The 25029-nt window shown below is 56.2% G+C and carries 28 protein-coding genes, 2 pseudogenes and 1 CRISPR repeat array; of the genes and pseudogenes, 19 read left to right on the forward strand and 11 right to left on the reverse strand.

The window, feature by feature from the left end; translation table 11 throughout:
* The 5 genes and pseudogenes from DVK00_RS20320 to DVK00_RS20340 all read left to right on the forward strand — a co-directional run.
* Positions 1–2141: pseudogene (locus tag DVK00_RS20320) on the forward strand (hypothetical protein); the annotation flags it as partial.
* A complete protein-coding gene (locus DVK00_RS20325) occupies positions 2141–2449 on the forward strand; it encodes a hypothetical protein (protein WP_101352053.1) in 309 nt (102 codons plus the stop codon). The pseudogene DVK00_RS20320 and the gene DVK00_RS20325, both read left to right, overlap by 1 nt.
* Positions 2446–2769: a transcriptional regulator gene (locus tag DVK00_RS20330; protein WP_101352052.1), complete on the forward strand. Its 324-nt coding sequence runs from the start codon at positions 2446–2448 to the stop codon at positions 2767–2769. The genes DVK00_RS20325 and DVK00_RS20330 overlap by 4 nt, the downstream gene beginning before the upstream one ends.
* 2 nt (positions 2770–2771) lie before the next feature.
* Positions 2772–2972 carry a hypothetical protein gene (locus DVK00_RS20335; RefSeq protein ID WP_232794602.1) on the forward strand — a complete coding sequence of 67 codons (201 nt, stop codon included), beginning with the start codon at positions 2772–2774 and terminating at the stop codon, positions 2970–2972.
* On the forward strand, positions 2969–3352 hold the full coding sequence (locus DVK00_RS20340) for a hypothetical protein (protein ID WP_147435210.1): 384 nt from the start codon (positions 2969–2971) through the stop codon (positions 3350–3352). The genes DVK00_RS20335 and DVK00_RS20340 overlap by 4 nt, the downstream gene beginning before the upstream one ends.
* A 323-nt stretch (positions 3353–3675) precedes the next feature.
* Here DVK00_RS20340 and DVK00_RS20350 read toward each other — a convergent pair whose 3' ends face one another.
* The 5 genes from DVK00_RS20350 to DVK00_RS20365 form a co-directional block, all read right to left on the reverse strand.
* Positions 3676–4413: a hypothetical protein gene (locus tag DVK00_RS20350; RefSeq protein WP_121538539.1), complete on the reverse strand. Its 738-nt coding sequence runs from the start codon at positions 4411–4413 to the stop codon at positions 3676–3678.
* A gap of 1219 nt (positions 4414–5632) precedes the next feature.
* A complete protein-coding gene (locus DVK00_RS20355) occupies positions 5633–6076 on the reverse strand; it encodes a hypothetical protein (protein WP_101352132.1) in 444 nt (147 codons plus the stop codon).
* A 15-nt stretch (positions 6077–6091) separates the two neighbouring features.
* Positions 6092–6256, reverse strand: a complete 165-nt coding sequence (locus tag DVK00_RS21460; protein WP_157829477.1) for a hypothetical protein — start codon at positions 6254–6256, stop codon at positions 6092–6094.
* Positions 6257–6434: 178 nt separating this feature from the next.
* The gene (locus tag DVK00_RS20360; RefSeq protein ID WP_101352131.1) at positions 6435–6647 is read right to left on the reverse strand and encodes a hypothetical protein; all 213 of its coding nucleotides are present in this window, start codon (positions 6645–6647) and stop codon (positions 6435–6437) included.
* 909 nt (positions 6648–7556) lie between these two features.
* On the reverse strand, positions 7557–8294 hold the full coding sequence (locus DVK00_RS20365; RefSeq protein ID WP_121538537.1) for a hypothetical protein: 738 nt from the start codon (positions 8292–8294) through the stop codon (positions 7557–7559).
* Between the two features lie 535 nt (positions 8295–8829).
* Between DVK00_RS20365 and DVK00_RS22410 the strand changes: the two genes are divergently transcribed.
* Complete coding sequence (locus DVK00_RS22410; RefSeq protein WP_342764780.1) at positions 8830–9147, forward strand: DapH/DapD/GlmU-related protein; 318 nt, start codon at positions 8830–8832, stop codon at positions 9145–9147.
* An 11-nt stretch (positions 9148–9158) separates the two neighbouring features.
* Here the strand turns inward: DVK00_RS22410 and DVK00_RS20375 are convergent, their stop codons facing one another.
* The 6 genes and pseudogenes from DVK00_RS20375 to DVK00_RS21920 form a co-directional block, all read right to left on the reverse strand.
* On the reverse strand, positions 9159–9836 hold the full coding sequence (locus DVK00_RS20375) for a hypothetical protein (protein ID WP_121538533.1): 678 nt from the start codon (positions 9834–9836) through the stop codon (positions 9159–9161).
* 224 nt (positions 9837–10060) lie between these two features.
* Entirely contained in the window at positions 10061–10264 is a 204-nt protein-coding gene (locus DVK00_RS20380) for a hypothetical protein (protein ID WP_121578483.1), read from the reverse strand.
* A gap of 42 nt (positions 10265–10306) precedes the next feature.
* Entirely contained in the window at positions 10307–11584 is a 1278-nt protein-coding gene (locus tag DVK00_RS20385; protein WP_121538529.1) for a glycosyltransferase 87 family protein, read from the reverse strand.
* Between the two features lie 53 nt (positions 11585–11637).
* A pseudogene (locus DVK00_RS20390) lies at positions 11638–11889 on the reverse strand (hypothetical protein).
* A 95-nt stretch (positions 11890–11984) separates the two neighbouring features.
* Positions 11985–12251, reverse strand: coding sequence for a type II toxin-antitoxin system HicB family antitoxin (locus tag DVK00_RS20395; protein ID WP_121538527.1), 267 nt, complete (start codon positions 12249–12251; stop codon positions 11985–11987).
* A gap of 1697 nt (positions 12252–13948) precedes the next feature.
* Positions 13949–14092, reverse strand: coding sequence for a hypothetical protein (locus DVK00_RS21920; RefSeq protein ID WP_198560285.1), 144 nt, complete (start codon positions 14090–14092; stop codon positions 13949–13951).
* A gap of 740 nt (positions 14093–14832) precedes the next feature.
* Between DVK00_RS21920 and DVK00_RS20405 the strand changes: the two genes are divergently transcribed.
* The 13 genes from DVK00_RS20405 to cas8b all read left to right on the forward strand — a co-directional run bounded on the left by DVK00_RS20405 (position 14833) and on the right by cas8b (position 25021).
* Complete coding sequence (locus DVK00_RS20405) at positions 14833–15177, forward strand: helix-turn-helix domain-containing protein (protein ID WP_121538521.1); 345 nt, start codon at positions 14833–14835, stop codon at positions 15175–15177.
* 6 nt (positions 15178–15183) lie between these two features.
* On the forward strand, positions 15184–15438 hold the full coding sequence (locus DVK00_RS20410; protein WP_121578485.1) for a type II toxin-antitoxin system RelE/ParE family toxin: 255 nt from the start codon (positions 15184–15186) through the stop codon (positions 15436–15438).
* Between the two features lie 646 nt (positions 15439–16084).
* Positions 16085–16468 (forward strand): hypothetical protein, encoded by a 384-nt coding sequence (locus DVK00_RS20420; protein ID WP_121578487.1) that lies wholly within the window; start codon positions 16085–16087, stop codon positions 16466–16468.
* Positions 16431–16604 (forward strand): hypothetical protein, encoded by a 174-nt coding sequence (locus tag DVK00_RS21465; RefSeq protein ID WP_157829474.1) that lies wholly within the window; start codon positions 16431–16433, stop codon positions 16602–16604. The genes DVK00_RS20420 and DVK00_RS21465 overlap by 38 nt, the downstream gene beginning before the upstream one ends.
* Positions 16601–17128: a hypothetical protein gene (locus tag DVK00_RS20425; protein ID WP_121578488.1), complete on the forward strand. Its 528-nt coding sequence runs from the start codon at positions 16601–16603 to the stop codon at positions 17126–17128. Before DVK00_RS21465 ends, DVK00_RS20425 begins: the two co-directional genes overlap by 4 nt.
* Positions 17125–17418, forward strand: coding sequence for a hypothetical protein (locus DVK00_RS20430; protein WP_199722507.1), 294 nt, complete (start codon positions 17125–17127; stop codon positions 17416–17418). The genes DVK00_RS20425 and DVK00_RS20430 overlap by 4 nt, the downstream gene beginning before the upstream one ends.
* Entirely contained in the window at positions 17415–17627 is a 213-nt protein-coding gene (locus DVK00_RS20435; protein WP_121578489.1) for a hypothetical protein, read from the forward strand. Before DVK00_RS20430 ends, DVK00_RS20435 begins: the two co-directional genes overlap by 4 nt.
* Positions 17617–17757, forward strand: coding sequence for a hypothetical protein (locus tag DVK00_RS21925; RefSeq protein WP_199722508.1), 141 nt, complete (start codon positions 17617–17619; stop codon positions 17755–17757). Before DVK00_RS20435 ends, DVK00_RS21925 begins: the two co-directional genes overlap by 11 nt.
* A complete protein-coding gene (locus tag DVK00_RS20440; protein ID WP_121578490.1) occupies positions 17750–18028 on the forward strand; it encodes a hypothetical protein in 279 nt (92 codons plus the stop codon). The genes DVK00_RS21925 and DVK00_RS20440 overlap by 8 nt, the downstream gene beginning before the upstream one ends.
* 207 nt (positions 18029–18235) lie before the next feature.
* Positions 18236–19201: a hypothetical protein gene (locus DVK00_RS20445; protein WP_121578491.1), complete on the forward strand. Its 966-nt coding sequence runs from the start codon at positions 18236–18238 to the stop codon at positions 19199–19201.
* A 693-nt stretch (positions 19202–19894) separates the two neighbouring features.
* Complete coding sequence (locus DVK00_RS20450) at positions 19895–21121, forward strand: orc1/cdc6 family replication initiation protein (RefSeq protein WP_101352113.1); 1227 nt, start codon at positions 19895–19897, stop codon at positions 21119–21121.
* Between the two features lie 265 nt (positions 21122–21386).
* A CRISPR array of direct repeats spans positions 21387–21811; the repeat unit is 30 nt; unit sequence GCTTCAATCTCACATGGGTTCTGCTGAAAC.
* A gap of 256 nt (positions 21812–22067) precedes the next feature.
* Positions 22068–22889, forward strand: a complete 822-nt coding sequence (locus DVK00_RS20455) for a CRISPR-associated endoribonuclease Cas6 (protein ID WP_121578492.1) — start codon at positions 22068–22070, stop codon at positions 22887–22889.
* Positions 22886–25021, forward strand: a complete 2136-nt coding sequence (gene cas8b, locus DVK00_RS20460) for a type I-B CRISPR-associated protein Cas8b/Csh1 (RefSeq protein ID WP_233560859.1) — start codon at positions 22886–22888, stop codon at positions 25019–25021. Before DVK00_RS20455 ends, cas8b begins: the two co-directional genes overlap by 4 nt.
* Positions 25022–25029: the final 8 nt, after the last annotated feature.

The raw sequence follows: 25029 nt of genomic DNA on the forward strand, positions 1-25029 counted from the left end.
ACGTCCCAACCGGCTCACACACTGCGACGGTCTCACTTGACGATGGTAAAGTCGATACAGACCTCTCGTTCACCGAGCGCACGGCGACAAAGAACCCGTCGATAGATATCAACGACGACGGGACGGCTGATGCCTCCTATGACGGCGTTCTGATGGATGGCGAGACGGTCACGCGGTCGCTGCCGGACATCGAATCCGGGTCACAAACGGCACAGGTGGCGACCGGCCACAAGGTCGGCGTCGAAGCCGGCTCGACGATCACCACGACGACCGAGGACCCAACGCTGGATATCGACGGCGACGGCATGGCCGAAGCGGAATACCTGGGCAAGCTCAATGAGGGCGAATCCCAGACCGTCCAGATTGACCAGTTCGACTCGTCGGTCAGCAATGCCACAGTCGGCACGCAGTCGGGCGCTGTCGACGTGGCTATCGGCTACACGGAACGCACGGTCACCGAGGACGCTGGTGTCATTATCAACGGCCAGCCGGTGCGGATGTCCGGCACGCTCAGCCAAGACGACACGACGACGCTCACGGCGAATCAGAGCTGGCTGCAGTCCGGCCAGAACAACGTCACCGTCATCGCTGGCGACGGCGACACCGGCACTGATGCCCCAGCGCCGACCGTCGAGGTTGACTACCAGCACGAGCTGACGACCCGGCGAGCGGTCACCTTCCAAGACGAAGCGTTCAGCGAGCGTTACAATATCTCGCGAACGTACCTCTCCAGCCGCGAGAGTGCCACGCTGACGATACCGCACGCACAGAACATCATCTCCCTGCGGTCACTGGAAGTACGGGTCGGGCAGTCCGGGAGCTGGACCCAGATACCGGCGTCGGCCCGCACCATGCAAGGGACGGAACTGCAGATCGACATTGCCGAACTGACCGGCGGCACCGTCCCGAAGGGAACGACCGTCGAAGTGCGCTCGGTCGGCTCGAAGGTCGACGTTCACAACGGCGCGGTGACTGTCCTCGATGCGACACCCGTCGGGACTGATCTCAATTCGCGGGTCCGACTGGACAGCTGGGCCAGCGATTCCTACATCAGTGTCGGGAACACGTCACAGCCCCAGCAGCTTCACTACGGCGTCAACGAGAGTTACTCGGCAGAGGGCGATTACGCCGAACTCTCGACACGCCACGCCCAGCGGGTTCACTTCCCGGAAGCCACTGCAGGCAGCGAGGTCGGCGTCCGAACCGCACCCGTTCAACTCTCGCCGGTCAATGGCACTATCCGAGCGAGCGTGCCAGAACAACAGACGAACGCCACCAGCCCGGCGTTTACCGTCGCTCCGGGACAGCGCTCGGGTGAATCATTCACTGTCGAGTATCTGGGTGCGACCGAGGGCTCGTGGTACGGCGTCTATGAGGTTGACACGACCAAGCGATTCGACCGCGTGCAAGGCCGTGAGCCGATGACGGTGCCGAAAGACAACATCGATTCGGTGATTCGAGTCAAAACGGCGTCGGCACCGACGGCCAACCCGGACGGGGCGTCGACAATCTTCGGCGCGGCCGACCAGGGCAACCTCGTCGGGCTGGTCGCACTGTTCGGCTCGATTGCGATGCTGTTCGTGATCGGCCGGCGGCCCAAGCGCTCCCGTAACGTGGTTGACTCACTCGCGGCCAGCGCCGGGGCGGCTGCCGGACAGCTGCCCCGCGTCGGCGGGATCGTCGAGGACGGCGTCACCAGCAGCATCGAAGCGCTCGGTGACGCCATCGTCACGCTCGGTGAGAACACCATATTGACCAGCGCTGTCGGCGCGGCGGCACTGGTGGCAGCCATTCAGTCGGGCTACATCGATATCGGACCGGAACTGGGCGCGATGCTGGCGGTCACCGGTCTCGCTATCGGATCGCTCGTATTCCTGCAGCGGATCGGCGAGTTCACGACGGCCCGGTGGATTGCGATTGTCGGTGTACTCGGTGTTTTGGCGCTGCAATGGCTCGGTGAGGGCGACCTGCTGACAGCGCTGGTGAACTCCGATGCGTTCGTGCTGGTGGTGGTCATCGCTGGCTTCGCGGTCATCCAACTCGTGCGAGAGTATCGCGCGAACAACTCGCCCGATGACGACCAACCGCAGGTGAACATCATCGCTCGTCGCAGTGGCGGCAACAGAGGGAGTGACGACTGATGTTCGACTGGTTCGGCGCGCTCGTTGCCGAGTTCGGGAAAGAGGTGGCGCTGGTCACTGCTGTCGTGTACGGCGGCTACAAGTTCCGGCGTATCAAGAGTATCATCGGCGGGCTGGTGGCGGCCGTCGGCACAGTCGCGACGTTTGGCGCGCTCACCGTCGGGGCACTCGTGCTGGGGATGGCGACGGGCTGGGTCAGCGTCGACGTGGGCCAGATGATCGGTGATATCGTCTCTGGGGCTGGCACCGCGTGGGACGTGGCCGGGAAAGGGGCCGTCGACTGGCTCACAACGGAGGTGCTTGGATGACGGACCTCGGTGGCGTCGAGGACGACCCGGACTGGGCGGCCTTCGCGAACCTCTCGCCGGTCGCACAGACCTGCCTGCTTGTGGTCGAAGCCCACGACGGCGACGGCTGGCGCGGACTCATCGCACAGAAAGCACAGGAGGGACTCGGCACGAGTGACCGCTGGGTCCGGGAACAACTCTCGGAACTGGAAGCGGCGGGGCTGGTCGAAGCGTCGGGACCGAACAAGCGACGAGAAACGTACTCGGTGACCGAGGACGGCCATGAGGTGCTGGCCGGGATGCGGGACAGTCTTGACCGGGCGCTGGGGGGAGACTCGTGATTGTGCCCGAGGGTTCGTGGGTTGCCGAAGCCCGCGGTCACCCACGGAAGCTCGCTTCGCTGGTCGTCGGGCTGGGGCTGGTCGGGATCGGCGGCCCGATGCTGTGGTGGCTGGGGCTCGCGCTGTCGAGTCTTGCTGTCGGGCAGTTGGTAGCCTACTGGGGCGATGAAACGGACCCGGCCGTCGACCGGAGGGCAGCATGAGTAAGCGAATCTGCGTGCCACATCCTGGGGTAGTGGGCGTGGTCGTGCTGGGCTTCGTCGCGGTGGCGCTCGCGATGGGGGCGGCCGGCGCGCTCTCGGACACTGCAGGCCCGTCCGTCGAACTCTCTGGCGCTGACAGTGTCTCGCCAGGGGACTGCCATCTGCGCGGGCACGCGGACCCCGGAAGCGCTGACCGTATCCTGATAGATGTCGCTGGCCGTGAAACGGCCTCCATGACCATCGACAGGCCGACAACGTGGGGATTCGACGTGCCAGCGAACTCGACGGTGACTGCTGTCGCGGTTGACTTCGGTGGGGAAGCCGATGTCCTCGCCGAGCGCCAGCTGACCGCCGGCTGCACTCTTACGGAGGGGCCGTGATGCTCTTCGCTGTTCTATCGCTAAGTGGCTCTCGCGGTCGGGTCGTTCATCATACTGCAGCGGCTCGGTGAGTTCACAGTTGGCCGATGGATCGCAATTGTCGGGGTCAATTGTGTCGTGGCACTGCAGACATTCAGTGGCGGAACCCCACTGAGGACGCTGGTTACCCCCGACGTTTTCGTGCTTGTGTTGGTCGTCGCCGGCTACGCGGTTGTCCAGCTCATGCAGGGAGATCCTGTCTGAGTAAGGAGGTAATTGGGATACCTCTAGAAGTCGTTGTCTTGTTCAGACTGGACGGCGTTCTCAGTACTGACTAACTCTATTCACTTCCGTCTGAGTTCCTCCGCTGCGTCCGATTCTGATGTCGCGTTTATCGCTGCAACGACTTGCTCACGTCCTTCTGCTACCATCTCAGCATCGATCATTCCATTTTCATCCGGGTGGAACGGGCGTACATCAGTACCAAGCACGTACTCGAAGATATTTTTGTACGTAATCATCGCGTCCAGAGCGGACTCTAACCTGTGCGACATTTCTTCATCAACTGCACCAAACTCGGCTTCGTTGAATTCCTCAATTGCTTCCGTCGCCTCAGTCAAGCGGGCACCCATCGCAGCCAACTGGTTGTCTAGTCGCTCAATATCCTCCGCTAGTTCCTCGATACGTTCAGTCGACCCCCCAGCTGGACTACCCCCCTTCGATGTGGACAACGATAGGGTGGAATTTTCCGTAACCTCATCAAGTGCTTCTCGCCCCTTCTCAGTGATTTCGCACGACCGTGGACCCCACCCCTTCTCAGTCATCGATGCACCGTAGCTCTTGATGTAGCCTAGTTGGTCTTCAGTGAACCCACGAGAGTTACCAGCATCACTCTCTGAGTTGAGTCGATACTTCACCTGGGACTTCGATAGCGATGTGTTGTCTGTGATAACAGTCACCGTGGCAGGCGCTTCTCCGAGCTCCGTTCCGTCGTACTCGTCCGGGTTGTCAGAGACATCTCTGACGATAGTTAGAAACTCGATATCTTCGATGCTTAGCTCGGACTCAGTACTCTCGGCCATCTTCTTGCCCCCTTGTTATAATCTTAGGGTGTTATATTTTACCCTATCCTAATAGGATAGCCTAACGCTATTACATCCTGTCCTAATACCTGTCCTAATATTATACTATTCCTGTCCTAATAGTGCCATAATTTTAGGATTCCCTGTCCTAACTTCTGTTGTAAAATTAGCCTACCCCTGTCCTAACCCCTGTCATAGAATTAGCTTACCCCTATCCTAAACCCTACCATAATTATCATACATCCTGTCCTAATAGATGTCCTAATCTTAGGATATTATAACTCTATTCAGCACCGTACCGCAATTAATAGTGGGCACACCCCCCATGAGGTAGCGACGAAAGTGAGGTCACAAGGGGGACGAGTGACCAAGAACTCGCAGCGAAGCCAGTGTGCCCATCGTGTGCGACGAGGGGTGTAGAACTATACACGAAATCTGATAGATAGGGTATGTTGAGAGCGTCGACGACGAGTCCCACACCCGCACACGCGCACATGGCTTCCCATGTGGCGATACACACGAAGTCCATGTCCTGAGTACAAGAGACATCGAGCCACGTGGAGAGCACGCTGAACATCGAGAGCGCGATGAACACATCAGGCCCACTTCGTCTCGAAGAAGGACGCCGTCATGGGGACACGCAGGCGTCATCGCTTCGATAGGCCAGCCTGTCCAGGTGACGGAATGTGCGGTATCCAGAGTGGGACAAGCCATACCCGAATTGTGGCGTTAGAAATCGTGAGCAGTAACTCAGCGGAATCTGGCGGATCACAAACGGACTTTTTTGTAGTCACATACTCTAATATTGAATGAGGACGCAGGACACTCCCTTGCCTTTGTGGCGGGGACTGACCTGGTAAGCATGTGCGGTCACAGCGTACGTATGCTGACGTCCGGCGGTTCATTTCCGTTACAACCCATCAGCAGGTAGTCCCGTACAACATCAGATTGCAACCGATTTGCGAGTGACTGGAGTGGTTGACTGCCCCAGACATCATCTGTTGAGGGGCGGCGTCCTTCGATCCATGCAGTCGCACGGTCGTACCTTTGTTGAGGCTGTCAACAATCGCGGGAACGAAGACTGTATAACGTACAGGGAGGATCGTCTGAGACATTCCAAGAATGATCACCTCTCTGGAGATCATAACCGATCCCCCAATGCCGGCTTCAGGGAGTTGGCTTCTGATGTATCCTCGGTATTCTGACAACGGCTCACGAGTTACGAGAGCAAGTCTTCCAGGTCTTCAGCACTGAGTGCATTCTTTTCTGCTAAGTAGTCTTCAACACTCTCAACATCGTCCATAGATGTCGCCACAGAAAGGAAAGAATCAGCCAGTGGATCGTATGTCGCTAATTCCGACTGGCTATACTCGTGCTTATCGTCGATATAGAGCACAAAGATGAGGTGATACGTTGCGTTGCCTTCTGGAATATTTTCGACGATCTTCGTGTAGAGTCGGCACTGGTCTCCTGCTGTAAGAAGGTCAAGACTACCTATCGTTTCGTGTCTGAATTGACTGGGGAGATTAGCGCTCGCAGCGATGTCCAAGAGCCTGCTCAGTATCTGCTGCTGTTTGCTCCCATCCAGAGATTGGAGGTTTGAAAGAGTCTCCTCTGCAAAAATGACATATGTTTCTTCATCAGACAGCGGAACTCGGCTCACAGAGCGAACAGAGACTTAGAATTTCAGAACGTCTTCGATATCCGACTTGCTGGCAGTATCCCCATTGATGATATCGTCCATCCCATCAAGTAGCCCAATGGGCACTTGGGGGAAATCGGAGTCACCATCTGCCTTTCGTGACGGCGAAGGCGACGGCGTCTCCTCATCCAGTTCGGTCATATATGTATACATATAATCCTCAGCTAAATAAGTAGTGGTGGTGGTAGTCCTCCGGCTTTGGTATTGCTGACTGCCTGCCACTAGGGACGCGTAACTCGGGCAGGCAACAGCTGGTCCGTCTGAATACTGCTTTCTCAGACAAGTCGCTGACCGGTCAGTACAGTGAGAGCAAGTTGCGTCAAGTTGTGTTGTTCGGGTCAAGCGCGTAGTAGACGACAGTCATTGAGACGCCCATCGCGATCGGGCCGAAACTTCCATCCCCCGGCAGCAAGCTTCTAACAGCGAATACGGCCGCCGCGGAGATGAGGCCGACGAGCAGAGCGTACGAGAGGCGCGAGAGGCCCCGTACTCGGTTGTCCAGTCTACGGTACAGATGTTGGAGGGCATCCATACGCCCGAATACCGTCAGCGGAGGGATACCTCTTTTTGTTAAACACGCACACTTACTGAGCTGCCAGTCCAGCATCGATGGTGCTGAAATTAACCGTCTTGTGAACTGTTCTTCGACACTCCCCCTGACTAACCAACACTGGGCCGCTTCTACCACCGACTGTTGGTTAGCGAGCTACCACTCCCGGAAGTACAAGGGGGGTTTACATACCAGTCACCCATCAACTACGGATACACACTCGCGCCGTCATGGGACCTGCCTCTAACAGGTCCCGGCGCGGGGTCGCAAACTGTCAGGAGTGGTCTCGGAAACCATCGCAACCCATGCCAAACAGCTACGCAAGTCGTCAAAAGGATAGAGTATTGCTGTCGCGCTCAGGCCGTCGCCACGACGTGTAAGCGTGTCATAGAATCGGTCTCACGCAATTGGGCCACTCATCGTCTATCATCATGAGGAATACCACGCGGGATTCCATTTCTTCAGAACTACTGTTACAGCCGTCGCACAGCTAATACTCACGAGGAGAATGATAATAGAGTTGGTCAACCGCTGTATACCAGTCATGTTGGTCCGATACCAAGCAAACACTGCGACAGTTATGCCGATAACTGTGATACTCACGATCTCATCTCTGCTCAAGTTGCGTATCAAGCTGGCAATGGAGGACATGCACGGAAATTGCACAGTTCAGGGTGAGTAAGCTATTGAACCCAATTAGTATCAACCAGTGGCCAAAACATCATTCCCTTGGCCGGCTGTGAACAGTTCTATAACACGCTGCGTGTTGGTGCTCGTTCTGGACGGGCGTCGGCTGGAGCGTCAACCCAGCCAGCGCCAGCTCCTGGAGGACTTCAGGTGAGTCGCCGTCGGTCTCCCGAAGCGCGGCGTCGAGAAACAGCAAGTCCTGAGTCAATCGATTGTGGTAGCCTGGTCAGTACTGCTGGCTTGGTCCAAATCAGCAATCGCTCCAGCCATGCCGAGAAGCATCAGTCCGTACCCAGCAAACCCCGCCGGGACTGATGCCTGGAGAAGTAGTGAGCCAGTGAATGCTCCAAGGCCACCGATAATAGCTCCTCGTTTCCTTGTTGACCGAGTGGGACTCCCACGGGAAAGAGACACCCACTGCTGCTTATGTGCTAACATCATTGACGTTACCGCCCCATAGAGTGGGAGAAGCGAAAGCATGATCAAGTGGTCCGCTGTGGCGAATGCTACTGCAAGCGCCGTCACTGCGAGTCCAACGCCTACTGAGATGATGTATCGGAGGGCAGGACGCATACACGAAATTTCCGCGTTGTTTAGATCCGCAATTGAGTCTTTTTGTGCATCGATCCTCCCGATTGATGGGATGCCGCTGGACTTGCCTGTCGCCGACAGTTTCACAGTCCCGGTGGAGGTCTCTGCGGCATCGATACCAGGCCCAGCATTGAGGACGCCAAGGTCCTCAGCAACCTGTGCGCCATTATTCTCGATTGTCAGGCTGATTGGACTGTCTTCGTCGTTTAGCCCCAGAAGATCGTCCAGATAGTCTCCGTCGCCATCCTCGTCAAGGGACCAATCCATTACTGCCATCCCGGCAATCGTCTGGATGAGGGACCGCCGCGTGGTGTCGATACTACCGTCTACTGGTTTTTGTGTGTCTGACATAGGAACCTCCGAATGTTTGCGAGCGTCGATCCGGGTTTTATCAGGGCTTAATAGCGGCCGTCATAGGCGTAAACAAGCGCCTCTGCGCCATCCTCCCAGCCGGTCGTACTGCGTTAGTGATGTCTAAATTATAGATTTCGTCTGAGGCGAGTTGGCTTAGAGTCAAAAACAATAATATCGGTACAATTTAGATTTTTATATGGCAATCCAAAAGCTTCGTCAAGCACGCCGAAAAGCTGGATTTCGAGGGATGATTAAGTCAGCCGTCAGTTCTATGAAGCATACGAGAAGACCAGATTCCCTGCTGTTTCATACGAATACAATTACCGATATCGACGAGTCTACCCAGTTCGAGATTAGCAATCGTATTGAAGTAGGCATAGGAGACCGTGGGGCGACGCACCCACGGATTGGAAGGTCGAAGTTCGAATCGCACAGTGGTTCAACCGTCGCCCGCACCGGAAACCATAGAGCGAACATTGGCCCCGCTTCGATTGTTCATATAGAGGGCGATTTTCGGATGGGCGATTCGAACATGAATTCTCACGGTAGGATCTTGTGTGGTAACGAAATCACAATCGGCGACGGGTGTGAACTGTCATGGGATGTTCAATTATTAGATGATGACCGTCACAAGCTCAGCATTAATGGCACTGAGCAGCCAAGGTCGGGGCCAATACATATCGGCGACAATGTTTGGATAGGGCAGGGTGTGACAGTTTTGAAGGGGGTTTCAATCGGTGACGGGTCTGTCATCGGTGCTAGCAGTGTCGTGTCCAAAGACATCCCACCCCAATCGCTGGCAGTTGGACAACCGGCGAATGTTGTGCGTGAAGACGTCGCGTGGAGCTAATATTTGTCACATTATTCGGTGTTATCTGACAATGCATCGTTGGCGAGTGTTTTGATGGTCTCCGCATCCCCTTTGTTGGGATCTTGGCGCATTCGTTTCGCGTCGATCATGAAATCCTCGACGTCGGTCTCGTCGAAGGGGACTTTCGCGTTCGTCGTCCAGTAGCCAAAGAGCAACTCAATCGCGTTCCAAAACGTCTCATCGTCAACGTCACCAAGCCGGACGCCAGTCGACTCTCCGCCAGATATGCACCCGTCTCGCTTGTTGACACGAGCGGCCCGCAGATGCACACGGTTACCGTCTCCGTGCGGCCGCGCGTACGGGTCCGACAACTCGACCGGCGTCTTGGCCGGATCGTCGAGGCTGGCCCCGCAGAGTTTCGGCGCGACATCCCGCAGAATCTGAAAAGTCGTGTGGCGGGCCTTGTCGCTGACGATCTCAGTCTCGTCCCACTCGGTGCCGCCGTCGTGATGCTCGGTGGCGACGGTCTCGACCTCGGGGTCGCCCCACCAGTCGTCGCGGCGAGGGCCTGAGGCGTTCGGCTCTTCCTCGTGTGGGCTACGGTCAGCGTCAACGGGGTCGGGAAGACCGAGATCCTCGCCACGCTTGACGGTGGTGTCGGCCGGCGCGAACGCCGAGCTTTCGCGGCGCTGTCGCTCGCTGTCGCTGGGGCTATTGTTGGTTGACATGGGTGGTGAGAGAAACGACTGACGAGTGAGCCGATTAAGGCTCACAAGCACACGCCGATTGGTCGGCCAGCGCGGCCGTTCCCGAGCCACGTCCGTTCCGGCCTGTCAACCGGAGCGGCGTCCTCGGGGGGTCATCCCTCGCGGGACCACGACGATGTCCTGTTAGCTATTACAACTCATGCAACTAGCTTAAACCTGACGACAGTGCAGTAAGATATTCTTACTTATTCTCTGGATACCTGTGTTTCGCTCGGATATTCACCTGTAGCTCTGGCAACTTCTAATTTTTTCATCCGTTGCCAGTCGTCAATCACAGCTCGCAGTAAGTTGCGTTTACCCCCCTCCGCAGAGGCAGGGAATTTATTTTGCATCTCCTCGAAGAGTCCCTGAGGGATATCGCCCTCAAGGTGGACGGTCTCATCATCCATGCCCGTCCGTTTTCTGGCGGTCTGAAATAAGCGTGCGGGAGTTTATCTGCGCTCACCACGGCGATCTTGAAGTGTCTCAGCCCACAATTCCCGTAGGTTAGTCTGGCTACCAGACGCTGTGTACAACATCGAGAGCACTGATATCAGCAACACGACTGTGATTAGAGTCCAAGACCAATGCGTAAGGATGGGTTGTGCGGCCCCTTCTGACAATCGCGTATCTTGGCCGATGAAATTCGGCATTTTGTACACAGGCATCAGGGCTAAATACGCCAGCGGACGGATCGAGAGTGTTCCTGCAATAATAGCTACGTGAGTTCGTAACCGATCTGGACCTATCGCAGCGCAATACCCAAGACCCAGCAAGACAGGCAACCATCGATAGATCGGAGCATACGGGTAAACCAATACTGCGGGTATCATGGGTATCACCAGCGCCAGTTCTGGGACGGTAAACTCTCCCCGAATGGCCCAAATTGCAGCTGCTACCGTGGTTACCGGGAATAATTGAAGACCCAGTGTTGTTGATTCTCCGATGAAGTAACTAACCAGAGACTGAGCAGAAAAGGTTGTAATCGGACGATCTTTGAACAAAAATGGGTGTGAGGTGTCCAGGGCTGCTGTAATGCTCTCTGGAGCCATCCAAAATAGGAGGCCGGCAGTCAAGCAGGTGATCGGAAGCGCGCCCAAGATGATTTCCCGGTAGTGCGACCGATAGCGAATGAGCAACACGAGTGCCGCTATTGCCGGATAGATTTTCAGCGATGTCGCAACCGCGGCCGATGCACCGGCAAGGGCCCACCGTTCGTTGTGGACAGCGACGAGCATACTAACCACCGCTAATGCGACCAGAGCGTCAGACTGTCCGAAGAACCCTGTATAGTATATTGTAATAGGAGTCCCCAGCACTAACAGTGCCCAGTGACGCCGATCAATATCTGTTGGGAGGTACACAATAGTAACCAGAGCGCCGACGAATAATGTCTTGAGCGCAAATATAGACAGGTAATTTGGTGGTGTAATCAGATGACCCAGCAGTTGTATCGGGGACAAAACTACGGCAAAAAGCACGTATGGAAGAGGGGCATATGCTGAGTGTGGCAAGGAATATACCGGCGTCCCGGATGTCACAGCTCCAGCTGCCGATAAAAATGCCCCCACATCTGTATCCCCATAAAAGAAACTCCCTCCGAGAATCATCGCCAAAGCGTATGTACCCACGGCGACATCGAAAGCAGACAGATTATCTACACTCAGACGATCGGTAAAACGAGTGAGACCGCGGCCCACACTGTCCAATAATTTGTTTTCACCATCCATATGGATGGCATGGATAAGCAACTGGAAAAGACCAGCGACACTGCCAGTTTATATTATGCCGTCGCGACGACGATCGCCACGTCAGCCTGCGAGGGCTTGGGTCGCAACGTCAGCCCGACGAGTGCCAACTCGCGGAGCACCGCCGGCGGGATGCCCTCCGAGTGTAGCGCCGCGTCAAGCGTCTAGCGGTCGTATTGACTTTCGCTTGGCGGGAGCACGTCGACACCGGCCGTCTCGTGAGTCACTGCAAGCGTTCGGGCCGCCCGGCGGACCTTCCGGCGGTGTTCGGCGGTACAGTTGCTCATTGCTCGTACCCAGCCACGAGGTCGCCGACGAGCGAGCCGCCGACATTTATCAGGACCTTCACGACATCTTTGCCAGAAAACGTACCCAGAGCCATTTACTGCATGAACTCGGGCAGTTCGCCATCTCCGGTCGTGTTATCTTCGGGGTCAACCCCCAACTCTCGGAGTTCTTCGTCGGTGGGTTCGTGGCCGCGTTCGCCCTTGTAGCCCGCGACCGCATCGTCAAGCATTTCCAGAGCGTCCTGACGATTCTCGCCCTGTGTAGTGACGCCGGTTTCGACATCCGTGATTACCCACGAGTCTCCCTCGCGCCACATCCGAATTTCGTCCTCGTGGGTCTCGTCGCGCGTCGAACTGGCCATATCTCTAGTTGCTGTATGGGTGGCATAAGCGTTCGGCCAGCAAAGACGGAATGGGGGGGTGAAACAACGGGAATCGGTCGCCGTGGTGTTGGGAGGTGGTGGTAACGACCGATTGCCCGCGCGGCAGCCCGGATGCCCTGATAATAAAAGCAGGTTATTCGGTTCGGTCAGGCCGTCGCCACGACGTGCTGATGCTCGTTCTGCGTAGACGTCGGCTGCAACGTTAATCCGGCCAGTGCCAGCTCCCGAAAGACCTCAGGTGGGACGCCCTCAGCCGCCTGAAGCGCGGCGTCAAGAAACAGAGACCCAGAGCCAGTCGTTCATGGCAGTTTAGCCAGTACAGGCGGTAGAGTCAGCAAAACAGACCCACCCTCCGGAGATGCTTGCTGAGGCCGCTGTTAACCGCGAATCTGATGGATAGCCGATAGAGAGGGCGGAATTCCGTATTAAGATGCAACTGAAATTTGACCGATATTTGGATTTATTATATCACGGGGATGAGAATCAAATATGTCTCAGGATATACCGACAAGGGTAGTGGTAGGAGTCGGGGCTATCGGGGTTTTAGCAGGATTTCTCCTACTTATCCAGGTGCCAGCCGCCAATCAATATCATGAAACGACACTTTCAGCCACTGGAATAGGTGTTTTGCTCGGTCTGTTTGGTATTCAAACTCTTGCTGAGTCACGGTGGTAGTTTTCTCCGTGTAAGACCCGCACTGTGTATCTTGCACGGATATTAGAACATCTCCTATGACTGTCAGGATAGCAGAGATCAATATACACACCTACTGACCAGCCAATTCACCAGCGATAGTTCGGCAATCAGCCGCTGTGTGGACTGTGCTACGATACCCCCTTCGACAAACCAACACAAGGCTACCATCGCCACCGTGTGTTGGTTAGTGAATCGCGCGGAGGTACAAACTATCATTATTTCATCTCATTCACACCAACCAGAGTGCCACCCAAGCAACGAATCAAATGGTCAAACTACTATACCGGTGCCGAACGTGATGGTCGGTGTTAAAATCGATAGAAGCAGGCGTTACCGCTGCTCCGCCAGTCCAGAATCGTTTTGATTTCCGACACAAGTGTGGCTAGCATGCCCTATTCAGTGTCCCCGCGTCGGTTAGCTGTTGGAACTATTGGCGGGTCCCTCTGCTCACTCGTAGCGACTATCGGTACGATTGTAACGTATGAGCAGTCAGCCTCCGGCGGAACAAGCGTAGCTGGCCTCTTTTTTGGCGTGTTTTTGATTGTCGGACTACTGGGCCTTGGAAGCGGTGGGCTGTTAGCCGCACATACGCACTGGGGACAGTCTGGAACGTGGGCACGGCGTTTGCTATGCGCGGGGGCCGGTGCTGGAGCCGTGGCTTCAGCGGTTCTAATTTTCTGGACGGTGCTTCGGATCCTCCCGGCAACTCTATCCCTCGATCAACTGCTTCCACCACTGGGTGGTCCCCTGCTTGTGATTATCCTGCTGGCAGCAGTAGCGACAGTCCTCTGTGTGGTGCTGGGGCTTCTGGCACAAACCGTACAGATACTCACTGAAAGTACTGGATATACGTGAATGGGCTACCGTCGGTCTGGACACTAATGAAATCTTATTACAAGCGGACAGAATCGTCCAGAAGAGGTGACCGAACAGCCTTCTACAAACTTCACTGGACAAGCAACCGTTGAACGCAGGACCGCTCACTCGTTTGCGAGCGCTGCGTAGATCTCTGCGTGACGACATCCATCGAGCTTCCACATTTCAAGCGTACTCTCACGGCGTTCGGCGGCGCTTTCGACCGCCTGATATCGCTCGTACAATTGACGGACTTCCTCGTCGACCATCACACGCCCGGCTTTTGCATGCGCCTCGTTAACCTGTGGAGGTTGACTCTCTCTTTTGGGGCCGAATACGACTGCCCAGACTGCGACTATTACAAGACGGACTAACGACGGGGCCTCAGTCTTATTTTGAGCATCTTCAGGAAGCACACGACTACGATCAGTCGGAAGCACACAGCATCCTGAACGGCTAACAACCAGCCAGGGCTCTACGAACTCTTCTCCCGCTCGAATTATTCGTCAGTACGTTATATATGGATGGGAGAACTCATCCAGACGTTAGACCTAGCCGAACAGGTTTGTGAAGTAATCAACACCGTCGTAGAAGTGTATCGCCTCATACGCAACAAGCGGGAGGAGGACCACGTTCGTTACTCAATGAGGTGAGCCGACCAAGTCCATCAGGGTGGTTTGTCTCACGGGTTACTTCTAAAGGGGACAAGGCAGCATCTGCCAAACGACTTCGGATCACAACTCCGCCAGTTCTTCAGGAATTATAGAATGGTGCCGAAAGAAATCCGGCGGTTTTCGCGTCGCTGATGCTTATCGGCCTCGGATAGTCTTTCATTCAGCCCAATGGGTACTGGACATGGGTGGCTGGGCCACATAGACGATCACCGCTCCAAGTGTCCCGAGTGGCCGGCCTTCCGTGCCATATTGTCCGGACCACACGGGATTAAGCGTTATGTTCCGGACCATGTGGCGGGGAAAACATTATCAACCCCCACCGGCTTCTAGGAAATATGAGCAATCGCGCACGGAACGACTCTGGGAAGTACACGGACAAACTGACCGAACAAGACGTGCTGAAGGCGTTCGACTACGAAACCACGCCGGAAGAGCCCATGCTGACTGCCACCGAGATCACCGACGCGCTGGCCGAACACTTCGATATCGAAGTCAGCAGCCAGACGGTTCGCCGTCGGCTGGGAGAGATGGAAGATGCGGGTATTGTCGCAAGCAAGAAGTTCGGTGCCTCTGCTGTGGGTTGGACCGCGCTCGTCGGGCCGCGGCTCGCCGACGACGTGGCTGCCGAGGCCGACCGTCGGCTCGAAGAAGAGGAATTTGTCAGTCTCGACGAGGCCTGAGGTCAGATGGCAGATGTGTTGTTGGCCGAATCGGCCACCGACGAGTTAGCGTCGTTCCAACCAGATATCGAACAACGTATCCGCGACAAACTGAAGCAAGCCGGCGAGAACCCAGACCACTACCTCGAACGGCTACAAGGACGAAAAACCTTCAAATTAAAAATCGGCCGCGAATACCGGGCCGAAATCGACTGGGACAAAAACGAATCCGTCCTTCGTGTTCTCCGAATCGGCCACCGCGACGGCTTCTACGATTCTTAGCTGTCGTCCGGCGGGCCTTCTTGGACACGTTGGCTGACTTGCATTACTTCATCGTCCGAGAGGTTTTCAGCCAACAGTCGCTCTCCAAGTGCTGTAATCGCGTAGCGACTACTCTTCTCGTCTTCAAGTTCAACGAGGCCCGCATGTATCAAATTCGGCAAGCGTCTGTGGATTGTCGATTTGGCTATTTCAGTGTCGTATCTAACACGGAGGTTGTACCGAATTGTTCCGGGTTTGACGGCAATCCCGCTATCTGCCAGAAGTTGCAGTATGGACCTGTCACTTTCAGTCAGGCCAAACACGGGACGCATTCACCCCGATTAACGACTGTACATTGTATAGTTTCTCCGGGATTCGGAATTAACTGCCCCATACTGTCCGACATATTTGGGTCTAAACTGTTTAACACAGATCCTACTATCTGGACCCACAGTTATAAGTTATCAGGACAGGGTATTGTGAGATATGGCAGTAAGGGCGGATTTCGCCGGCACAAAACGTGTTGGCGACCGCGTCAACCCCGCGGCCGCCTGCTGCCGAACCGCACTATGAAGAACACGCCACACCCGCAAAAAACAATCGACCCTTCAGAGCCGAATAGAACGCTTACTGCCCCTATCCAGTTCCTAAACGGAGGGATGGCGGGATGCTGAAACGCCTCCTCTCCAGCGACCATGAGCCGGAGCCGCCGGCAGTGAGCGTCCCATTCGACGCCCTGCTGGATGTCGCCCAGTCCGAACGCCGACGCCAGTGCCTCCGAGCGGTGAACGAACACGGCCAACTCGAACTCACCGACCTCGCAGAGATCGTCGCCGCTACGGAAGTCAACACTACCCGCGAACAACTCCAGTCACAACAACGCAAGCGCGTGTACGTGTCGTTATATCAGACGCACGTCCCGAAACTGGACGACACCAGACTGGTGCGCTGGTCCCAGGCCAACGGCACAGTCTGTGCGACCACCGAGACGGAGCCGGCCGTCGACGCCCTAGATGACCTCGCCGACCGCACGACAGGAGGTGACTGCTGAGATGGCCATCGAGAAACGCGGGAGCGCGGTCATCACCACAGGGTGTCCGTTCTGTGACAGCGACATCGACCCCCAGCAGAGCCTTGCGAAGCATCTCGACACCGACTGTCCAGAGTACGGAGGGAGCCAATCATGACCACCGGCCACGGCAACTACTACGACGTAGACGGTCGGCGCTCGCTCAACGAGCGCTGGCCGAACGCCGACGGGGTGGCCGCTGTTGGCGGCCTTGTCCGCGAGCTCAAGACTGACGGCGGGAGCGCCGCTGCAACTGATGCAGACATCGAGACGATCCTCGACGAACTCGAAGCGTTCGAAGACGTCAACCTCCGTGAGGCGGACCCAGACACACTCAGCCGGTACTGGGACGCCCAGGACCGGTTGATCGACGCTATCGACGCCGAGTTGGACGAGGACACTCTCTCAGAGGCGACCCACATCTGGTGGAATGACCAGGCGGAGTTCCATCTCTACTGTAGTTCTCACTATCACCCGATTGCCAGCGAGCAGTGGACCGGCTTCACTGAGGTGACCGACCCACAGGCGGTGAAACAGGCCGCACGAGACCGCCTCGAAAGTGGGGTCCCGTGCGAAAAGTGCCACAGTGAAGCTCTGTTCGAACGACGTGACGAACTCCTTGCGGAGCGTGGTCTGGCATGACCGGCAGCGCCCAGTCCACGAAAGGCTCTCGTGTCGGCACCGACGTGCCAACAGCGATCCGCCGCGGTGGCGCGACCAAACCGATGCAGAAGCTCGACCGAGAGGGGGCCCTCACCTCGTATCGCGGCCACGCCGTCGCCTTCGAGTGCCAGGACTGTGGCAACGTCCAGTGGTGCGTCACCGACCAGTTCCGGATCACGGCGGACTGCCACGAGTGTGGCCTGGGTAGTTGCTTCGAGTTTGACTTCGAACTCGCCCGGTCGGCGACGCGAGGAGGTGCGTTTGAGTGACCCGCCTCGAACTCGTCGAGAAACCAGACACGCCGGGGAGCTTCAGTAAAACAATCGAGCACTACGGTGCTGCGATTCCCCGCAAGGGCGAACTCGTCACCTGGGACACAGACCACTACCGCGTGACTGAGGTCCAGCATCGTATCCAGCTGGGGACCATCGTCGTCCACCTTCGCCCACGCGACCAGGAGGGCGACGATGGCGAGTGAGTCCGACGCTACTGTCGACCGTGTCGTCGAGCTCGCCGATCTCGTTGCCGACGACGCAGACACCGACGCCGAGGCGGTGTTGCTCGATGCGCTCGGGCGAGTGCGCAAGCGGGGGTGGGCCGATGAGTAGAGCCAGCCAGGGCGCGCCGGCCAAACGCAAGGCACGCCATGACGAACCCGCCGACGTCGGCACGCCTGTGACGGTCGACCGCCTCAGCGGCGATTCGCTGCGTGGGATCGTTCGCGAGCGCTACACCTACGACGAGCATGCTGCCCCAGCACACGTGCTTGTCGAATCGTCCGAGACGATGGTCAACGTCGCTACTGACCGTGTCAGTATCGCTCGCGGGTCAAACGCCGATGTCGTTCGCAGTCTTGTCGAGGCTGATACCAATGTCTGACGCTGCTGGCGGTTCTAACTCACCGCACGTGCAAGTCGCAGGACAGAGAAGACACTACGAGAACACAGCGCACCTGAGAAGGGGCCACCGTTCCCAGCTCGAGCCGCCTACCTACAGTGCGATTGCTCCCAATCGCGGCGTGCTGAGTGAAACGTTCGAGGGCATCGTCCACGACACAGTCAGCGGTCCACACACGGGAGGTGCCCAATGAGCGTCGACAGCTCTCCACCTACTGCCGACGAACTGCCCGAGAGTCCGAACGGCCTTCGGGATGTTGTTGCCGACCTCATCGAAGAGGTTTCACAACTACGAACAGAGAACGAACACCTTCGTGAGCGCGTTGACGAACTCGAAACGGAGGTTGCCGAGCAAGAGTCCATCGAGTATCGGGGTGATGCAAAGGAGATCGAGAACCTGTTTGTCGGCGGCGTGCCGGTCGGCAACAGTATCGCTTCAAACAAGACGGGCCGGAAAACTCTCAACCGCTTGGTGTTCGGGAATCCAGAGCCCGACATCGAGAAAAGCGACATCGAACCGTTCGTCGAGGAGCACGGGACGGTGAAAGAGTCGGTTACGAACGCCCAGCCAACTGCTGAGAGTCAGGACGCCTCGGAGAGGAGCCGGGGGAATATGCTCCCGCTGCACCGGATGATGGTTGATCTGAACTCCGGCGCCGACGCATCGCTCAGCAAGTCACAGAAACGTGCCGCGGCGCTGTACGAGCGGTTCGTGAATAAGGCCAGCGGCGAGACGAACCAGAACGTCACGCCAGACGGCCAGAAGTTCACGATGAACACTGAACAGGCTGTGGAGGTGCTTGAAGACGAAGGGCTGCTGGATGGCGTCAAGCCACAGTCCTATTCCAAGACAGCCGGGCGTGTCATGCGCGATGTCCAGCGGTTCACGATCGTCGATGGTGACGGCCACAAGGACTGCGTTGACATCGACATGTGCTCCGACCATGGACTGATCAACTTCCGCTCCGGGAAGCCACATACCCTGACCGTTCCAAAGCGGAAGATGAAAGCTAGCGTCCACAACGCAGACACTGCTGACGCCAATGTCAGAACCGACAGTGAAAGCGAGAACAAACAGAAGACAGCCGAAGAGCCGTCAAAGACGACGGACTTCGATCAGCTGAATCAGGCAACGGCGGTGAACGCGGATGACTGAGACGCGTTCTGACAGTGTTGTCAGCACGCTCGCGAGTAGCGTGTCAGATGGAGGTGGTCGACAAGAGCGGTAACGAATTCCCCACTAGACCCCTACAATAAAATCCATACGAATGTGGTGCGTAACTTACGCTTGTTCTCGTTTCGTTAGAGTGACGTGAAACGACTTCCCTTTTCCTTCCCTCTATGAGGTGTAGGAAAAGAAGTCTGAGAGCGAACGATTCTATCTGACATCCTCTTCCATCGCCTTCTGACAACACTGTCAGATAGTCCGTCAAGACAGTGGTGCCTGAAATTCCATAGTCATGGCCATAACTAACCAACATTTTCCCTAATTGTCGGCGGATGTTGGTTAGCTTGAGGGCATTGACTTCGAGATGGAACAGCGAGACCCCGGGGGGAGAGACACACCACTTTTTCACGTGAAGCCGGGAAAGGGTGGGAACCCTGTAGAATTCCAGCAATCAGCCAACTACCACGAAGCGGCTAAAAATGGGAGTTCCAAGACCGTTACCACCAGAATCGGGATTCTGACCAACTAAACTAGTGTCAGCGCTTTAGATGAAACAGTGGACTGTTGTTCTAGTAACTACTCTACTCTAGTTCTTCACTCGAAACAGTGGTGTGTGTGAGTGGCTTCACTTGAAACAGATGCAGAGGTGGTTTTATATACCCCTCTTGTGAAAGATTCCCTATGCGTCGGTTCGAGCGGAAGCAAAACATCTTCCGGAACAAAGACGCCCTGGGGGAGTCCTACCAACCGGAACGGATTGAGGAGCGGGATGAAGAAATTGAGGAGTATATGAACGCTCTCCAGCCGGTAATCGATGGGTGGGAACCAAACAACATCTTTCTCTACGGCAATACGGGTGTCGGGAAAACAGCCGTCACTGACTACCTTCTTGACCGACTCCAGGACGACGTCGCTGCGTACGATGATATCGATCTCTCCATTATTTCGCTCAATTGCAAGACGCTCAACTCCTCGTATCAGGTCGCTGTGGAACTCGTCAATGAACTCCGTCCATCCGGTGGCGAAATCAGTACGACCGGGTATCCACAGCAAACCGTGTTTAAAAAGCTCTATCAGGAGCTTGAGGCCATCGGTGGGACCATTCTCATCGTCCTTGATGAAGTCGATTCTATTGGCGACCGAGATGAGCTGCTCTATGAGCTTCCTCGGGCCAGGGCCAATGGGAATCTCGACTCGGCAAAGGTCGGCGTTATTGGCATCAGCAACGATTTCAAATTTCGTGACCAGCTCGACCCTCGTGTCCAGGACACTCTCTGTGAGCGAGAACTCCAGTTCCCGCCATACGATGCCACAGAACTGAAAAACATTCTCGAATCACGAGTTGAGGTCGCTGTCACGGATGGGTCAATCGATACTGGTGTGTTGCAGTTGTGTGCTGCTCTCGCCGCCAGGGACAGTGGCAGTGCCCGGCAGGCGCTTGATCTCCTCCGGTTAGGTGGAGAAATCGCGGAAAACCGGGAAGCTGAGATGATCAAAGAAGCGCACATCGAAGATGCTCGCTCACAACTCGAACAAGAGCGGGTCGAAGAAGGAATGCGCGAGTTGACGACGCATGGCCGCCTTGCACTATTGGCAGTGATTTCGAAAGCAGCCAAAGAGGAAACGCCCTGTCGGACGCGTGACCTCTACGAGGAGTATCGCTCACTTTGTGAGTCCTCTGAAACCGATGCGCTCGGCCAGCGATCGCTCCATAACCACCTGTCAGACCTTCGGATGTTAGGTATCCTCTCAGCGCACGAAAACCGGAGCGGTTCTCGGGGGAACTACTACAATTACGAGCTTGATGTTCCGTTTACGAGCGCCATTGAGGCGATGTCTGATGTCCTTCATCTCACAACGGAGATCGATACAATCCGTGACATTGCCGCTATGAACAACGTTGGATGACGGGGGGACTCCACCCTTTCATGTGAAGGTTTGTAGCGGGCGGGGCAACCCGCTTCACTTGAAAGAGTGGTGTGTCTGACGGACGCTGTTTCACTTGCAATCGTGGTGTGGTTACCAGTGAGCCCTTCACTTGAAAGAGTGGTGTGTCCGGCGGTAGGCGTTTCACATGTAACGGTGGTGTGTCCGCTCCAGAATTGGCTCTTGCCACAGTGACATCCTCCGCGCCGTTCACGGCGCGGTTCCCTCGCTGTCAGAAGATGCATAAGCTCCCATCCCGCAGGGGTTCGTCTGAAACGACGTAGCGGTGGAGCCGAGTGCCAGCGGTCGCCCGCTTCAATCCCACAGGGGTTCGTCTGAAACCAGCACGAGGAACACGACAACCGTATCCCACGGGTCGCTTCAATCTCACATGGGTTCTGCTGAAACCGTATCGTGAATCCGAAAGCCGCGATAGCAAGCCCGCTTCAATCTCACATGGGTTCTGCTGAAACACCGTCTGCATGGGTTCGTTTCGTCGCTTTCAGTTCGCTTCAATCTCACATGGGTTCTGCTGAAACCGGCCCTGGTGAGGTACTCGCTCGTGTTGCTGGTCTTGCTTCAATCTCACATGGGTTCTGCTGAAACCCGTCTCGGGTACTTCGGTTCTCGCTTCATGGAGGAGCTTCAATCCCACATGGGTTCTGCTGAAACCCGCCCCAATTAGGCGGTCTGAGAACCTATTGACCTCGGTTTCACAAAGAATTTCCCATCGACTACCAATTCTTGTGTCACCCCCTGGGGGTTGATGGTAATGCTGATAATCCTGCGAAGGAACCGTAATTATCTGCTGGTCATAATAATCCTATCAGGGAGCGTATGTCATACATGCGGGGAAAATTACAAGCGGGGTTAGGGTAATGGTGCGTATATGGCAAAAACTGGTAGCAAGGTGGGGGTGATGTGACCCGTGCGCATTGAGCTGGCACTTGACTCAATTGCTGACGCGGAATACGATACAGGGTATCATCACAAGCTCCGCGGACGGATTTGGCGCGCTCTCGAAGACAAACAAAAATACGCCGAAACACACGAGACCAACCATGGCGTTGGCTTCGCTTTCTCCAACGTGTTTCCATGGGGGCATATCAACGAAGGCGACCGTCGATATGTCCGGATTGCATCCCCTCGGCGGGAAGTGCTCGATGACCTCATCGCACACTTCGGAACGAACCGAGAGTTCGACATTGGCCAGATGCGATTCGAGATTGCCGATATCTCGGGGCATGCGCCACAGGTAGGCGAACCTGGCTCGACAGGACGTATCGATACTGGTACAGGTGTCTTCTGTGCCTTCGACCGTGAACTAGCAGATGAACACGGGATTGACACGTCCAAGATGGAATCCGGTGATGCAGAAACGAAGATTTTCTGGCGACCGGAACACGGGATGGGAGCGCTCCAAAACACCATCCGGCGCTCCCTCCAACAAACACACGAACGCTATGGTGACGACTACTACGATGGGCCGATGGAGGTCGATGAGCCGCTTTTCGAGAGCTTCGAACCGATCAAAGACGAGGTAACCTACTCGATACAGTTCCAGCCAGCCACGGAGGTGAATCGGAAAGTCATCCTCTCAAAATGGCGACTCGGGTACCGAGTCAGAGACGAAACCCATCGCTACCACCTGAAGCTCGCACTGGATGCGGGCATCGGACAGCGTCGTGAGCATGGCTTCGGGTTCCTCAATCTCAGGGAACAGACCCCGCCACGGGCTGGTGCGGGATGAGCACGGAACTGACTAGCGACGATTTCCAGGAGGCTTTGGATGAACACTGGCATGGTCGGCCACCCGCCAGCCTTGAAGACGTGATGGCGTTGTACGGGGTCCTTGCCGTCGCCGAGAGCGGTGGCGGTCTCTTTACTACACCCAGCAAACTGTCGCCGTTCGTCGACGACGGGCGGCTGGTAACCATCTCGATTGATCTCACTGGTGACTCAACTTCGATAGAGGATATCGATCAGCGCGTCCTCCGGGAAGATGACATCCCGAAGCTGGGGTACTCGCACAAATCCTCTGGCCGCGGCGCGAAGTATAGTCTCACCCAGATCGGTTCGAAGAATGGGAACGACGCCGAAGGCGTCTCGTCGACTGTCCTCCGACGCATTCGCTCCTGGACCGGCCAAGACCCAGTCCAGAGTCTGACGGGCGATGACGGGCATCCTGATAGCTGGATCATCGACGAGTTGGCGTCGGTGTTTGAGAAGGACTCAGAAACGCTGGAGCAGCTCCGATCTGACATCCAGTCACTACTGCCCGCGGATGATGAGATTCCGACTGCGATGACGGTTCGACTCAGACTCGACGGTGAGGTAATTGAGTCAGTCGATGCAGATACAGTTGACTGGTTCTGGCCGGGAGAGGTTGGCTTGCTAGATGAGGCGATGAAACGGTATGCGAGTGCGAACGCGGCCGATAAAAACATCGACAATGGCTCGTCAGAGGGGCAGGCACTCGGATTAGTCCGGGACGAGGTAGACCGCGTTGTTGGCACTCCAGAAAGTCCGCTCGGCGTGTTCTCAGTCAAGCATCCCGATGCACAGCCAGGTCTTCGACGGGATCAGTCTTGGCGCAACTACCCAGTCAGTGCGGATACAGCTCAGCTGTTCGCCAAGAGCCAAGACCTCATTGAGCGCTGTGTTTATCGACGCGGTGGGATGGAAACTTATGCTCTCCCGTATTTCGCTGGAGAGCTGACGGGGCTGAAAGCTGAAGCCCTCTTTCTGGCAATCGAGTCCATTCAGGACGAGAGCGACTACCTCGACTCAGGTGACCCGCCAATGGCACAGGTGACATATAGCCTGCGGGAGCACGACGATGAAGCAATCCGCGAACTCGCAGAGCGGGAATTGCGGTTCTATACCGTGACGATGCCGATCAGCGATGACAAGAATATCATCAGCGAGACGCCTGCCGCCAGAACGTACTGGATTAACCACCTTGCGGACGGGATCGTTGACACCGTCAACGGACCAACTCTGGATCCAGTGCAAGGTGGGTTTGAGCGCTACGATGGGTGGCCGTTACTTGACATCTCGCCTGACCGCAGGAGGGGGCGGACACAATCCTTCTACCTGATCACTGGTCACGAATTCACCAATGCAGTCTTCGGCTACCGCGATGATGAGGCGGGGGATGATTTTCGCCGAGTTGTCGACCATCGGCTGATATCCGGCCAGCCGCTCTCAGTGGAGATGCTCTTCGACGAGTACCTCCGTCGCTACAGTGATGAGTCCGAAGGCGGCGATCTGCCGCCTCACCAGATTGTTGCGCAGCAACTTGTCCATCTTGAGGCACTTTCGCGGGCGGACTTACTCGAAGGTATCGACAGACCAATCGAACCGACAGACACGACAATGACCACCGACATCGATACGACTGATATCGCGACGATCAGAGAGCAACGACTCAAACGGTTTCTCGACCGGCCACTATTTGACGACTCAGAACGCTGTGCGACGGCACTCGCAGGCGTTCTTATCGGTCAGATCAGTTGGCATCAAGAATCCAAGCGGAATATCGGACGGCCCTTGGACACGGGGGTACGAGGCGATGAGCTATCAAAAAATAGCCTTGAGAACGCCATCACATCCGCACTGGAGAAAGCGAAAGTCTATGCCCAAGATTCAGATCGGTCGTTTGAGCGCGACCTGCTCTTCCCAGAGACCGTCGATAAGCTGCTTGAACAAACAGAGGACATGCCTACCTCATGGAACGACATCGGCAAGCGGGAGATGCAGTTCTGTTATGTTCTCGGGCATGCACACGGACGTCGGTCGATGCCGGTCGCATTCGATCTTAAGGACGACGACGAGACGGCCACTGACGAATCGTCTGCTGAAGAACCCACCGCAAACTGATACAGAAA

This window comes from Haloarcula sp. Atlit-47R (assembly GCF_003665985.1).
In the GTDB taxonomy this organism is placed as follows: domain Archaea; phylum Halobacteriota; class Halobacteria; order Halobacteriales; family Haloarculaceae; genus Haloarcula; species Haloarcula taiwanensis.